This window comes from Kitasatospora sp. NPDC003701 (assembly GCF_053587085.1).
In genome coordinates, this window is record NZ_JBSFNM010000121.1 from 1 (window position 1) to 11,362 (window position 11,362).

Here is an 11,362-nt window from a genome sequence, read left to right on the forward strand (position 1 = left end):
AGCCGCAGTTCAGAGGCTCTTCGGAGCCTCGCCCGCCACTCCGTTGCTGGTCTCCGGCTCCTCGACGAAGTCGACGCGCTTGAATTGCTTGTTCAAGCACCTCTTTACTCCCACCCCCGCGCCGACCAGGGACATGTCGGTCGCCCACCGGGCCACCGCCGCCTCCAGGGAGTCCTGAGGGAGAATCTTTCCCAGGGGGTTCTCCGGGGGCTCGAAGAAGGAGCCGATCGCGAGCTTCCCGCGCTGGACCGCTCCGGGAACCATGTGCCCGTAGACCTCCAGCGTGACCCTGACGCTCGCGTGCCCCATCCACTCTGCCACAACCACCGGGTTCTCCCCCGCCCCGAGGTTGACGGAGGCGTAAGTGTGGCGGCAGCAGTGGAAACCGTGCTCGCGGGTGTCGCCGTAGGTCTTCTTCGGCCGGTGCCAGGAGACCTCCGGCAGCGTCGAGCGGTCCAGCCGCGTGATCACCCCCGCGTGCTCCAGGGCCGGCTTCCAGTACGTCCGGTTGAAGTTGTCGGAGTGGACAGGGTCGCCGGTCGGCATCGTCACGAGCAGGCGCACGGTCCGCGGCTTGCGCTGCTTCGCCTCCTGGTCGGTCACCGGCTCCTCGGGGTCCTGCCACGGCAGCGTCACCTCAACGGGCGGGTGCGCCGCGAGGTAGGCGCGGATCCGCGCGCTCACCTCCGGAGCCAGCGGCGCCCTGCGCGTCTTCCGGCCCTTGGGCAGGCAGAGGTAGAAGCGGCCGTGCTCGTCGACCCGTAGCTGGCGCCGGATGAACACCTCCTCCGTCTCCCAGTCGAAGTCCTCCTCGGCGATGCCGAGCGCCTCACCCTGCCGCACGCCGATGCCCACGCCCAGATCGGGCATGACCCGGAGCCAGTCCGGCAAGCCCTCACGGATACCGGCCACGGTCTCCCGCGACCAGGCCTTCGCCTTGCTCGCCTCGCCCGCCTCCGGCTTCAGCTCCTTGTGTTCCCGGCAGGGATTCTCCGGGATCCTCTTCGCCTTGCGGGCCGCCTCCAGGATGGTGCTGAGGTGCGCCCACACCGCCTGCGCGGACTTCGGCGCGAGGCGCTTGAGCAGCTCCTGCTTCCACTCCTTCAGCGCCTCATACTCGACCTCGAGCAGCTGGAGGTGACCGATGAACGGGATGATGTGCCGCCAGACCCGGGAGCGCACCGACTGCCGGGAGGATGGCGGGTACTCCGCGGCGGGCCACCACTTCTGGACGATGAAGTCCTCAAGGAGGATCTGACCGTCGCGCGGGTCGACCCACTTCCCTTCCGCCTTGGTCGAGGATGCCTTGGCCAGCCACTTCTTCGCGTCCCCGGCGGCATGGAAGCTCTTGGCGCGGACGCCTGGGATGCCCGCGACCTTGTACCTCTTGCCCCTGCCCCAGAGGTCGGTCCGCCGCCGCTTCCCGGTCTGCGGGTCCGGGCGCTTGGTCAGCCAGCGATCTTCGATGTACCCAGCCACTGGGCACCCCCCTCCAGGTCGGCACCGCGGGTGCGCAGGATCCACGTCGTGACGCCGAGCTCCTCGGCCATCTCGGCCTCGCTCGTTGCCCACTGCCGGACTCGGCAGAAGTCGGACAGCGCGATCAACTTCCGGGACGCCTTCAGGTCGGCTAGGCGCTCGGCTCGCTGGCCGTCCCGCCCGCCGCACCCGGTGTCGCCAGCGAGGATGTGCTCCAGCTCGTGCGCGGCGACGCACCGTTCCTCGACCGGGCTGAGGCCGGCTGCGATGACGACGGCGCGGTGTGCGGGGGACCAGACACCCCATGTGTCCCGCAGCCACTGCCGGACCACGGGTATGCCTAGGGTCTCCAGCTCGGCCAGCGGGTCGTACGACAGCCCTGCGACGGTAGCGGCTGTGGGCATGCGTCTCCCCCAGAATCCTGACGTGTGGGAGGCATGCCGGTGGCCGAATTGTGGCACAACCACACGAGGAACCGTGAGGAAATACGCACGTTAAGTGACGCGTGTTGACGGGTATGGCAAGTCGCTACCTACGGCTTCGTCCCGCGGGCGTGCTCCTCGAGGGCCTGCTCAATCCGCGCGGCATCGTCGTCGGGCACGCCCGTGTCGCCCTCGGCCCAGGCATGCGGCCGGTACGCGGCCAGGCCGTACTCGGACCGCGCCGGCTGGGGCTGCCGCTGCGGGATCGATTGGAGCAGGCGGTCGGCCGCGTCCTCGAGGAGGTCCCGCAGGGTTGGGTCACCGCCGGCCTGGACGGCGGCCCGGGCGAAGCGTCCGACGGCCGGGAAAAGGTCAAGGGCGGACAGGCCCGAGACAACGATCTCTGGATCTGCCCGCGGCGAAGGCTCGACACCCATCAAGTACTCGTCGACATCGTCGGCACGCCATTGGAAGATCTCGCCGACCTTGTAGTACCCGTCCGGCACCCGATCAGCTCGCGCGGGCGGTCGGCCGTTCTCGTAGTTGCTGATCGACTTCCGGTCTAGCCCTGCAGCGAGGGCCAGCTCCGCCTGCGTCATGCCGCTTTTCACCCGTGCGTGCCGGATCTTGCGGCCCATGCCGGTCCAGTCGAGGTCAGCCTGTCGGGCTGCACTCATCACGACTCCCGGGTTCCTCTTGGTGGACAACGTTAGGCAACAAGCATCGCAGATTGCCTCCCACCTGTGCGCAGCGGGTTCCCGCCATTTCCCCAGGTGAGAGCCATCACTCCACTTTGTTCCTCACAGCTCCTTGTCATTGCTCATCAGTCCCCATATGGTTCTCATCGTGAGAGCGCAGGGAACGACCATCCGAAGCAGGCGCGAACGGTCGGGCTACGGCCTGCGGCGATTCGCAGGGCTAATCGGGGTTTCACCAGCGCATCTGTCCCGCATTGAGCGGGGCCAGCGAGGCGCTCAGCCCGAGGTGATCAAGCGGATCGCCGAGGGCCTGGGTGCCGAGATCGCCGAGATCGCAGATCTCTCCGAATGAGCAATGGAGGGTAGTAATGAGCACCATCGAATCCCAGAGACACATCCTCACGCTGGAGGAGGCTGCGGCCTACATCGGCCGGTCGGTCAAGGGCCTGCGCGGCCTCCGTGAGCGCAGGAGCGGCCCGCCGGGATTCAGGGCCGGCGGCCGAGTGATGTACCGGATCACCGCCCTCGACGCCTGGCTCGCCGACCACGAGGCCCGCGACAGCAGGTCGAACCCGGCCCTGGACCCGACCCGCCAGGCCCCGGAGGCGCTCCGGGCGCGTCGGCACCAGCCGCTCGCCGCCCGCGCCTGACCCCAGACATGGGTCGGGCCGCCCCATGGCTCCTACACCAGGGCGGCCCCGGCCTACCGATCAACACCCGAAACGGAAGGAGGTAGGCCGCATGTCGCAGCCTACCCGTACCCCCCGCCCGCCCATCCCCGCCGAGCGGCTCGACGCGTTCCGCAGCCTCGACGTGGTCGCGCTGCTGCCGGAGGTCGCCAGTTGGCACGAGCGTTCCCGCCAGCGAGCGGCCCTCACCGTTCGCCGGCTGGGGCCCGTCATCACCGAGTTGCTGGATGAGATCGACGCCCTGGACGAAGCGCTGGACGAGTCCGAGACAGAGCTGGAGCAGCTGCTCGCCTCGACGCCGGAGCCGACCAGCACCCACCACGCGCTGTACGCCCGCGGGTTCGCCCTCGTGCCGAAGCTGACCGCCGGCCTCGACCCGGCGCCGTACCGGGTGACCGTCGAGGCGCCGGACTGGACCAACTCCGTCCGCATCGAGGCCTACGCCCACAGCGCCCCGGACGCCGTCCGTTCCTGGGCCGAGACCCTCGGCGCCGACGTCCGGGAGCGGACCTACGACACGGGATCGGTCGAGACCAGCGCCGCGGCCACGATCGACGGCATCCAGATCCGGCTCTACACCCTGGTCGCCGCGCCCGAGACCGGTACCAGGCCGGCGGCGGGTGAGACCCGGTGATGCCCTCGCTCCTGGCCGTGTGCGCGCTCGCCGCGCTGCTGCTGATCGCCGCCTGGTCCGAGCAGCGCCGCCACGAACGCCAGCAGGCTGCCGCCGACAAGGCACGCCGAGCCCGCGAGGCCGCGCACCGCGCCCGTTTCCCCCGCCGGCGCGCCAACTACCCCCTCTGATCTGAAGGCAGGACTCCAATGCCCGCTCGCCAGACCGACCCGGCGCCGACCGATGTCCTGCGCCGCACGGTGGTCACCCACCTCGCCGATGGTCTGTCGAGCGGGCAGCCCGCCGTCATCACCGCCGCGCTCGGCCTCCTCGCCGAGCTGGACCTGGCCGGCGTGCCGGTCAACGACGAGGTCGACCAGGAGCTCCTCAGGCTGCCGCCGGCATGGCGGCGCTGACCGACGAGTGCGGCCAGTGGCTGCCCGGCCAGGGCGGCCACTGCGGCCGGCCCGCCCGGCCCTACGCCTGCGGCCCGCGCTGCCCCGCACACACCCCGGCCGCCCTGGCCGGGCGGCCGGAGCCGACGCCGGGCCCGGGCTACACCCCGCAGCGCCTGCCGACCCCGCAATCAGCGAGTGCCCTGGTCGACGCCCGGGCGGTCGCTGCCGGCAAGCGCCGCAGCACGCCGCAGACCTACCGCCTCGCCCGGGCCGCCACCGGCCGCGGCCCTGCACAGAACGACTCCAGAACGCCCCGGAGGCAACCATGACGGTTCACCTGATCCCGCCCGTGAGCAGCCTCGGCCTGCACGGCCCCGACGCCGAGCCGCTCACCGAGGGCCCCCGATACGTTCGCACCGCGCGCATGACCCGGTGGCACCGGGTCCGCTCCGGCGTCCGGTACGGCACCGGCCGGACCGTCTACAGCCTGTGGTGCACCGGCTCCGTGGCCGACGATCAGTTCCTCTCCCGGGAGGAACTGCCCGAGGGCGACCTGGTGTGCGGGCCGTGCGACGGCCGGGCCGTCGGCGCCGGCCAGGAACCGGCCGGGCCGCCCGGCCGAACCCTGGCCTTCCGGCCGCGCGACCTCGCCCCGCCGACGATCTGCCCCGGCTCCCGGTCCGAGCGCCTCACCCAGGCGATCCCGCCCGGCACGGTCGGCCGCTGCCTCGCCTGCGAGGACCTGCACCCGATCCGGGCGATGGGCGGCCCCTACAACCCCAGGGCCGCGATCGTCCAGCACGCCCCCGGTCGGCTGGTCGACCCGTGCCCCTTCCACAGGTGGAAGTACCTCCAGCCCTCCGCCGACGGCGGCCTGGCCTGCTCCTGTGGCCGGGTTCTCCGCGCGCCGGACCAGAGCGCCGCCGCCTGACCCCCCGAACGGCCCGGGGCGGACCGGACACGACTCCGCCCGCCTCGGGCGACCATCGAGGAGAGCCCTGTTGAGCACCACCCACGACGGCGGCCAGACCGACCGGACCCAGACGGTCCGCAGCGCCTGGACGAACGCGTTGCGCGCCGAGGTACTGCGCATCGGCAGCCGCGACCTCGCGGCCGTCGCCCGGGTCGGTGTGTGGCTCGCCACCTACGCGGACGCGGACGGCAGCAACGCCTGGCCGTCCAGGGAGACGCTCGCGGTCCTGGCCGGCTGCACCCCGGAGAGCGTCACCAGGGCCCTGCGGGTCCTGGAGGGCGTCGGGGTGCTGGCGAAGCGGCGCCGGCCGAACAGCACCGCCGTCTACAGGCTCCTGATCGGGGCCGAACGACCCGACTGGGGCCGTCACATGCACCACTACACCGACACCCGGCAGCGGAAGGCGAGGGCCGCTCAGAAGGCCGCTCTGGCCGATGGGTTGACCCGGAAGGCGTCCCCGGACGCTGTCCGGACAGCGTCCCCGCAGGGTGTTCCGGACAGCGTCCCCGGACTGGGTTCCGGACAGCGTCCCCGGACGCCTTCCGGGGGTTCGGACAGCGTCCCCGGACACCCCCGGACAGCGTCCCCGGACGCTGTCCGGACAGCGTCCCCGGCGGGGGGGTACCAGTACCTACCTACCTACGGTAGGGACCAGCCCCCCTACCACCCCGCGCGCGAGGCCGACGACCGGCTGCCCGCCCTGCCCGGTGCCGCCGACGAGGGGGGCGCCAGCATCCGCCCCCTGGTCGAGGCGATGCACGCCCGCGGCATGGACGTGTCGTGGCCGCTCGACACCAACGAGAGACGCCAGCTCGCCGCGCAGGTGGCCGCCATCGGCGTTCACGCGCTCGTCGAGCACGCGGCCCGCGTCTGGCGGGGCGCCAAGAACACCCCTTACAGCGTCCGACTTTTTCTTCCCCAGTGGCTCGCGCTTCAGCCAGCCCCCGCCGGTCCGCCGACCGGCGCGGCCGCCCTCGGCGGACCGAGCCCGACCGCCGACTACCTCAGCAGCATGGCCGCCCTCGCCTCCGAGTGGCGGCAGGGAGGACCCGCATGGACCGCCACCTGATCCCCCAGCTCATCGCCGAAATCGGCCTCGCCGATGCGCGAGTGCGTCGGACCGACCCCGCCGAGCAGCGCGCCCAGGCCGAGATGTGGGCCCGCGCCCTGGCCGACGTCCCGTACGACGCTGCCATCGCGGCCGCCCACGAGCACTACCGCACGTCCCAGTGGCCGGTTCTGCCCGCCGACATCGCCGGCCGCTGGTCGGACCTCGTTCGGGCCCGACTCGGCCAGCACACCGACCCCGAGCCCGCCGCCGACCCCGACGACGTTGCCGAGTGGTGCGCCGAGCTCGGCGCCACCCGACAGGCAGTCGCCATCGGCCACGCCCGGCCCGCCCCGTACGCCATCGCCGAGGGCGCCCCCGTCGCTGCCCACGAGCTCGTCGCCGGCATCGGTCGCACCGTGCCCGACCGGGACACCGCCACGCCGTACATGTCCTCCAGCGTCCGCGACCAGCTCAGCCCGTACCGCAGGCCGCGCCGGCCGGAGTGGGCCATCCGGTGCCGCGTCTGCCGAGCTGAGTCCGGACAGCCGTGCACCGGCACCGGCCGGACGGCCCGCCGCAAGATCGACAGCCACCCGAGCCGGCTCGACGACTGGCTCGTGCAGCAGGCGACGGCGTGACCGCCATCCCGCCGGCCGCCGCGCAGACCATCCGCACCGCCGCCCTGACTGCCCACCAGCACTACCCCGGCCAGCCCGCCGCCATCGCCCGCGCGGTGGCCGAGGCACTCACCGACGACGGCTGGCAGATCACCCCCGCCCCGGTCGAGGACCAGGAGCTCCCCGACATCCCGCCCGAGAGGACCGCACCATGACCACCACGACCACCCTCCGCGCCGCCGTCGCTGGCCACTCCCTTGCCCCCGCGGCGAACCCCTGCGAGGGCATCTGCTGCCTCGACTGCTCGACCACGTCGGGCGAGTGGGTTCCGTGGCCCTGCGGCCCGCTCCTCGCTGCCGCCTCCGTCGAGCCCATCGAGGGCGGCTGGACGATCACCGCCCGCGCGTGAACGCCCTCGCCGTCCTCGTCACCGCCGCCCCCGCCGCAGTCCTCGGCATGGCCGTACTCGGCCGAGGCCCGGCCGGCGGGCACCACCCCGACACCCGCACCGCCGCACACCAGTCCGGCCTCTTCCCGAGGAGCACCATGTCCGTTCGCCCCGCCGAGCCTGGCACCCGGCTCACCGAGCGCGAGCTGGAGGTCGTACGCCTGGTCGCCAACGGCCTGTCCAACGCGAACATCGGCGCCCGGCTCTACATCAGCGAGTACACCGTCCGATCGCACCTCGCACGGATCTCCAGCAAGCTCGGCGCCACCGGCCGCGCGCACGTGGTTGGCCTGGCCGTCATAACGCGCCAGCTCCACCCCCGCGAGGTCGAGATCGTCGTTGAGGCCGTCGAGCCCCTCCAGGACGCCGCGTGACCGCCGCCCAGCGCCCCGACGCGTCCAGCATCACCGACGACCAGCTCGACGCCCTGTACGCCGAACGCGACCGCTACCGCGAAGAGGCCGGCCAATTCGCCGACCGCGTCGACACCTTGACCGCCGTCGCCAAAGCCAACAGGCGGGCCGCCCGAGCCGCCTTCGAGGAACTCATGTCGACCACGGCCCGCCTCGCCGCCGTCCGGACCGCCCTCGCCGAGATCCGTGCCGCGCGCGGAGTCCTCGGCAACGTCATCGCCGACGAGCTCGACGTCGCTCTCGACGGCCCCCCGCACCGCTGACCCCTCGCACCACCAGGAGCGACACGATGGACTGGCCCCGCTGCTGTATCTGCCACCGCGAGCTGAGTCGCACCGAGCAGGCCCGGCAGGCCTGCCGGATGTGCGAACGCAGCATCGGCGAGCACCTTGCCGCGCTGCCCGGGTTGTACGACGACCTCGACGACCACCTGGCGCCCGCGCCCGGGCCGCGCGAGTACACCAGCGGCGGCCCCATCGAGGCCCCGCTGCCGGTGAACGCGGCCGCCCTCAGCCTCCAGGCCGCAGGCGGCATCGCTACCGTGCTCGCCACCTGGGCCGCTGACTGGCACCACGTCCTTGGCTGGGACGCGCCCCAGCTGCCCGCCCAACCGCGCGCCCAACTCCGCGCCGCCGTCGACATCCTGCTTCGCAACCTCGCCTGGGCAGTCGACCAGCACCCCGCCCTCGCCGAGTTCGCCGACGAGGTCCGGCAGCTGCACGCCGCTGCCCAGCGCATCGTCGCCCCCGCCGAGCTACCGCACGTCGTCGGCCGCCACCCCGCCGAGGACGGCCAGGCCGAGCCGTGCGGCGGCCGTCTGGAGATGCGGCCCGGCGGCACCACCGTCCGGTGCGCACGCTGCAACGCCGCCTGGGGCCCGCTTCAGTGGCTCACCCTCCGGCGCCACCTCGAAGCACCCGCCACCGCCCACCACCACGCCGCCTGACCAACCACACCGGAGTCACCATGCCCAACCACCCCGCCCCCGCCGAACTCATCGCCGCCGAGACCGAGTTCCGCGCCGCCGTCGACCGCGTCCGGCGTACCCCGCTCCCCGTCCGCGACACCGTCGACGAGCTGATCACCCCCAGCATCGACGACATGGCCGCCAATCCCGGCGGTGTCCAGACCCTGTACCGGGTCACCTACGAGCGGGTCGGTCGCCGGGGTGGCCGCGACGGATCGGTCCCGCCGGCGCCCCTCACCGCGTGGGCCGTCAGCGGCGACCACCTCGCCGAGCTGATCCTCAAGGACGTCAGCCCCTACCTGCTCTCGACCGACGTCGACGTCGAGGTCGACCTGGAGGCTGGCCGCGGCATGCTCGTCGTCGGGTTCAACAACGGCGGCGCCTTTGTCATCGAGCAGCTGACCATCGCCGGGGGCGACCGGTGACCGCCACCCCGCCGCCCGCCGGCCAGGGCTGGGACACCGCCGAGTACACCTGCGCGCGCTGCTGGACCACCGTGACCGCGAGCACCGAGGACGAGCTGATCCGCCTCGTCTTCGACCACAAGGCCACCTGCCCCGCCCGCACTCCGACCGCCTGACATCCCGTCCCGCCGCCGCCCGCCCCGGGCGGCGGCCAACCCCCGAGGAGACCCCTATGACCCGCTGGATCGACGACCCGTCCCTGGACGCCCCCGACGGTCATACCTGGCAGCGCCCCGCACCCGACGACTGCCCGGACTGCGACTGCTGCACCGCCCGCCTCTGCGCGCAGGCGGCGCAGGACACCGACCCGGTCACTGGCACGCAGGGCATCCCCTGCGTGTGGCTGGCCCCCTCGGACGCCGACACCGTACGCGGATGCCCCTGCTCGACCCCCTGACCGTCGGTCCGGGCCGGCGCCCCGCGCGCCGGCCCCCACCCCTAGGGAGCCACTCGATGCCCCGCCCCCTCACCACCCGCGAGGCCGACGTCCTTCGCTACGTCGCTCAAGGCCTCAGCACACACAACATCGCCCAGGCCCTGCGGTGCGCCGAGTCCACCGTGCACGCCACCCGCTCCCGGATCATCCGCGCACTCGGCGCCCGCAGCATCGACCACGCCATCCAGATCCACAACCAGCCCAACCAGCGGGAGGCCAGCCCGATGTCGACCCAGCCCCGCCTCTTCCACCTCCAGCGCGACACCGACATCACCGGTGTCTCCGGGACCGGCACCGTCGCCCACGGCGTCCAGTGGCCCGACGGCACCGTCACCATCCGCTGGGCCGGCGACCGGCCGTCCACCGTCCAGTGGGCCAGCATCGACGACGCCGAAGCGGTGCACGGCCACGGCGGCCACACCCGCATCATCTGGGCCGACGCCCCATTCCTCATGCTGGCCTCGCGTCCGACCGAAGGGACCGCCCAGTGACCAGGCAGCCTGCCGCCCTCCTGACCGCCGCCGCCGCAAAGCTCCGCGCGGCCGTCAGCGCCCCCTACGTCCAGCCCGGTCCCTGGGTCGTTCACCAGGCAAACGGCTTCCTCCGCGTCGACGACGACCGCGACACGACCCGCGAGGCCTGGACGGTGAAGAGCGGTGCCGACCTCGCCGAAGAGAACCGCGGCACCGCCGAGTACATCGCCCTGATGCACCCCGGCGTCGGCCTCGCCCTCGCCGACTGGCTGGAGCGCGAGGCCGAGATCTGGACCGCCTGCGAGACCGCCAAGGCCGAGGTGGCGCCGAAGGGCTACAAGCTCTCATGGGGCATCAACACCCACGCCGAAGCCCTCGCGGTAGCCCGTACGGTGCTCGGCCAGGACGGCGGCCAGCAGTGAGCACCTTCACCTCACGCACCGCGACCCCGGTGAACAGCCTCACCCAGGCCGAAGCAGAGCAGGAGAGCGCGCTCACCATCGGTGGCGTCTACACCGCCCGCCTCGGCGGCATCGCCGGTCCCTGGACAGTGCACGGCCACGCCGTCCTCTGGACGGCCGACCCTGTCGGTGAAGACCACCACGTGATTCTCCAGGTCATTGATGCGCCCAGCCCGCGCCGCCTCGGCCACGGCGCCTACGCCGATGGCCTGCTGACCCGGCTCACCCATGGCCCCCGGCAGGTGGTGAACCCCCTCACCCCGATGCCCGGGCCGACCTGCATCACCCTCGGGTGGCGGCTCCAGTACCGTCTCGACCCGGCCAACGCCGAGTACCACGTCGAGCGGGCCCGGGCGGAACTCGCGCCCTGGCAGCCCCTCCCGCGTGAGGACGCTCCCCTGGGGGTGAGCGCGCTCCCCCATCTCGCCCGGGCTGCCGCGCGGGCCGCCGCCGGCCGCGACGCCGAGGCCGAGCGCGACGCTCTGGTCCGCCGACTGCGCGCCGGAGGCGTCCCCCGGGACCTGGTCGCCGAGGTCGACGGCCGCGACCCGAGCCGGATCACCCAGATCTGCCGTGTCCGCCCCGCCGAAACCGCCAGCCGCTCCTGATCGTCGGTACCACGGGGCACGATGGACACATGCACCAGCGAGACCGCGTCCCACCGCCCGGCCTGCTCACCATGGACGACGTCGCCCGCCTCGGAGTGCCCGCCGCAACAGTGCGCGACTGGGTGCGCCGCGGCCGCCTCCGAAAGGCCGGC

General features: G+C 72.8%; 23 protein-coding genes. 20 read left to right on the forward strand and 3 right to left on the reverse strand.

Features of this window, described 5'->3' with window-relative positions:
• Positions 1-9 precede the first annotated feature (9 nt).
• From ACWDRR_RS43320 to ACWDRR_RS43330, 3 genes are all read right to left on the reverse strand, one after another.
• Positions 10-1,479 carry a tyrosine-type recombinase/integrase gene (locus tag ACWDRR_RS43320; protein ID WP_449777850.1) on the reverse strand — a complete coding sequence of 490 codons (1,470 nt, stop codon included), beginning with the start codon at positions 1,477-1,479 and terminating at the stop codon, positions 10-12.
• A complete protein-coding gene (locus ACWDRR_RS43325; protein WP_449777851.1) occupies positions 1,449-1,883 on the reverse strand; it encodes an ImmA/IrrE family metallo-endopeptidase in 435 nt (144 codons plus the stop codon). Before ACWDRR_RS43325 ends, ACWDRR_RS43320 begins: the two co-directional genes overlap by 31 nt.
• Before the next feature lie 128 nt (positions 1,884-2,011).
• Positions 2,012-2,578, reverse strand: coding sequence for a helix-turn-helix transcriptional regulator (locus ACWDRR_RS43330; RefSeq protein ID WP_449777852.1), 567 nt, complete (start codon positions 2,576-2,578; stop codon positions 2,012-2,014).
• Between the two features lie 169 nt (positions 2,579-2,747).
• Between ACWDRR_RS43330 and ACWDRR_RS43335 the strand changes: the two genes are divergently transcribed.
• From ACWDRR_RS43335 to ACWDRR_RS43430, 20 genes are all read left to right on the forward strand, one after another.
• Positions 2,748-2,951, forward strand: coding sequence for a helix-turn-helix domain-containing protein (locus ACWDRR_RS43335; RefSeq protein ID WP_449777853.1), 204 nt, complete (start codon positions 2,748-2,750; stop codon positions 2,949-2,951).
• A 16-nt stretch (positions 2,952-2,967) separates the two neighbouring features.
• Complete coding sequence (locus ACWDRR_RS43340; protein ID WP_449777854.1) at positions 2,968-3,249, forward strand: helix-turn-helix domain-containing protein; 282 nt, start codon at positions 2,968-2,970, stop codon at positions 3,247-3,249.
• A 91-nt stretch (positions 3,250-3,340) separates the two neighbouring features.
• A complete protein-coding gene (locus tag ACWDRR_RS43345) occupies positions 3,341-3,922 on the forward strand; it encodes a hypothetical protein (protein ID WP_449777855.1) in 582 nt (193 codons plus the stop codon).
• Positions 3,922-4,092 carry a hypothetical protein gene (locus tag ACWDRR_RS43350; protein WP_449777856.1) on the forward strand — a complete coding sequence of 57 codons (171 nt, stop codon included), beginning with the start codon at positions 3,922-3,924 and terminating at the stop codon, positions 4,090-4,092. Before ACWDRR_RS43345 ends, ACWDRR_RS43350 begins: the two co-directional genes overlap by 1 nt.
• 18 nt (positions 4,093-4,110) lie before the next feature.
• The gene (locus tag ACWDRR_RS43355) at positions 4,111-4,317 is read left to right on the forward strand and encodes a hypothetical protein (RefSeq protein WP_449777857.1); all 207 of its coding nucleotides are present in this window, start codon (positions 4,111-4,113) and stop codon (positions 4,315-4,317) included.
• The gene (locus tag ACWDRR_RS43360) at positions 4,305-4,628 is read left to right on the forward strand and encodes a hypothetical protein (protein ID WP_449777858.1); all 324 of its coding nucleotides are present in this window, start codon (positions 4,305-4,307) and stop codon (positions 4,626-4,628) included. The genes ACWDRR_RS43355 and ACWDRR_RS43360 overlap by 13 nt, the downstream gene beginning before the upstream one ends.
• Complete coding sequence (locus tag ACWDRR_RS43365; RefSeq protein WP_449777859.1) at positions 4,625-5,230, forward strand: hypothetical protein; 606 nt, start codon at positions 4,625-4,627, stop codon at positions 5,228-5,230. Before ACWDRR_RS43360 ends, ACWDRR_RS43365 begins: the two co-directional genes overlap by 4 nt.
• Positions 5,231-5,300: 70 nt before the next feature.
• Positions 5,301-6,341, forward strand: a complete 1,041-nt coding sequence (locus ACWDRR_RS43370) for a helix-turn-helix domain-containing protein (RefSeq protein WP_449777860.1) — start codon at positions 5,301-5,303, stop codon at positions 6,339-6,341.
• Positions 6,326-6,961 carry a zinc finger domain-containing protein gene (locus ACWDRR_RS43375; protein WP_449777861.1) on the forward strand — a complete coding sequence of 212 codons (636 nt, stop codon included), beginning with the start codon at positions 6,326-6,328 and terminating at the stop codon, positions 6,959-6,961. The genes ACWDRR_RS43370 and ACWDRR_RS43375 overlap by 16 nt, the downstream gene beginning before the upstream one ends.
• Positions 6,958-7,155 carry a hypothetical protein gene (locus tag ACWDRR_RS43380; RefSeq protein WP_449777862.1) on the forward strand — a complete coding sequence of 66 codons (198 nt, stop codon included), beginning with the start codon at positions 6,958-6,960 and terminating at the stop codon, positions 7,153-7,155. Before ACWDRR_RS43375 ends, ACWDRR_RS43380 begins: the two co-directional genes overlap by 4 nt.
• The gene (locus ACWDRR_RS43385) at positions 7,152-7,349 is read left to right on the forward strand and encodes a hypothetical protein (RefSeq protein WP_449777863.1); all 198 of its coding nucleotides are present in this window, start codon (positions 7,152-7,154) and stop codon (positions 7,347-7,349) included. Before ACWDRR_RS43380 ends, ACWDRR_RS43385 begins: the two co-directional genes overlap by 4 nt.
• On the forward strand, positions 7,346-7,762 hold the full coding sequence (locus ACWDRR_RS43390; RefSeq protein WP_449777864.1) for a LuxR C-terminal-related transcriptional regulator: 417 nt from the start codon (positions 7,346-7,348) through the stop codon (positions 7,760-7,762). Before ACWDRR_RS43385 ends, ACWDRR_RS43390 begins: the two co-directional genes overlap by 4 nt.
• A complete protein-coding gene (locus ACWDRR_RS43395; RefSeq protein ID WP_449777865.1) occupies positions 7,759-8,064 on the forward strand; it encodes a hypothetical protein in 306 nt (101 codons plus the stop codon). The genes ACWDRR_RS43390 and ACWDRR_RS43395 overlap by 4 nt, the downstream gene beginning before the upstream one ends.
• Positions 8,065-8,090: 26 nt before the next feature.
• Positions 8,091-8,747, forward strand: a complete 657-nt coding sequence (locus ACWDRR_RS43400; RefSeq protein WP_449777866.1) for a hypothetical protein — start codon at positions 8,091-8,093, stop codon at positions 8,745-8,747.
• Positions 8,748-8,767: 20 nt separating this feature from the next.
• Complete coding sequence (locus ACWDRR_RS43405; RefSeq protein ID WP_449777867.1) at positions 8,768-9,193, forward strand: hypothetical protein; 426 nt, start codon at positions 8,768-8,770, stop codon at positions 9,191-9,193.
• Entirely contained in the window at positions 9,190-9,348 is a 159-nt protein-coding gene (locus ACWDRR_RS43410) for a hypothetical protein (protein ID WP_449777868.1), read from the forward strand. Before ACWDRR_RS43405 ends, ACWDRR_RS43410 begins: the two co-directional genes overlap by 4 nt.
• 56 nt (positions 9,349-9,404) lie before the next feature.
• Positions 9,405-9,629, forward strand: coding sequence for a hypothetical protein (locus tag ACWDRR_RS43415; RefSeq protein ID WP_449777869.1), 225 nt, complete (start codon positions 9,405-9,407; stop codon positions 9,627-9,629).
• 56 nt (positions 9,630-9,685) lie between these two features.
• Entirely contained in the window at positions 9,686-10,159 is a 474-nt protein-coding gene (locus tag ACWDRR_RS43420) for a LuxR C-terminal-related transcriptional regulator (RefSeq protein WP_449777870.1), read from the forward strand.
• Positions 10,156-10,563 carry a hypothetical protein gene (locus ACWDRR_RS43425; RefSeq protein WP_449777871.1) on the forward strand — a complete coding sequence of 136 codons (408 nt, stop codon included), beginning with the start codon at positions 10,156-10,158 and terminating at the stop codon, positions 10,561-10,563. Before ACWDRR_RS43420 ends, ACWDRR_RS43425 begins: the two co-directional genes overlap by 4 nt.
• Complete coding sequence (locus ACWDRR_RS43430; protein ID WP_449777872.1) at positions 10,560-11,210, forward strand: hypothetical protein; 651 nt, start codon at positions 10,560-10,562, stop codon at positions 11,208-11,210. The genes ACWDRR_RS43425 and ACWDRR_RS43430 overlap by 4 nt, the downstream gene beginning before the upstream one ends.
• The last annotated feature ends 152 nt before the right edge of the window (positions 11,211-11,362 follow it).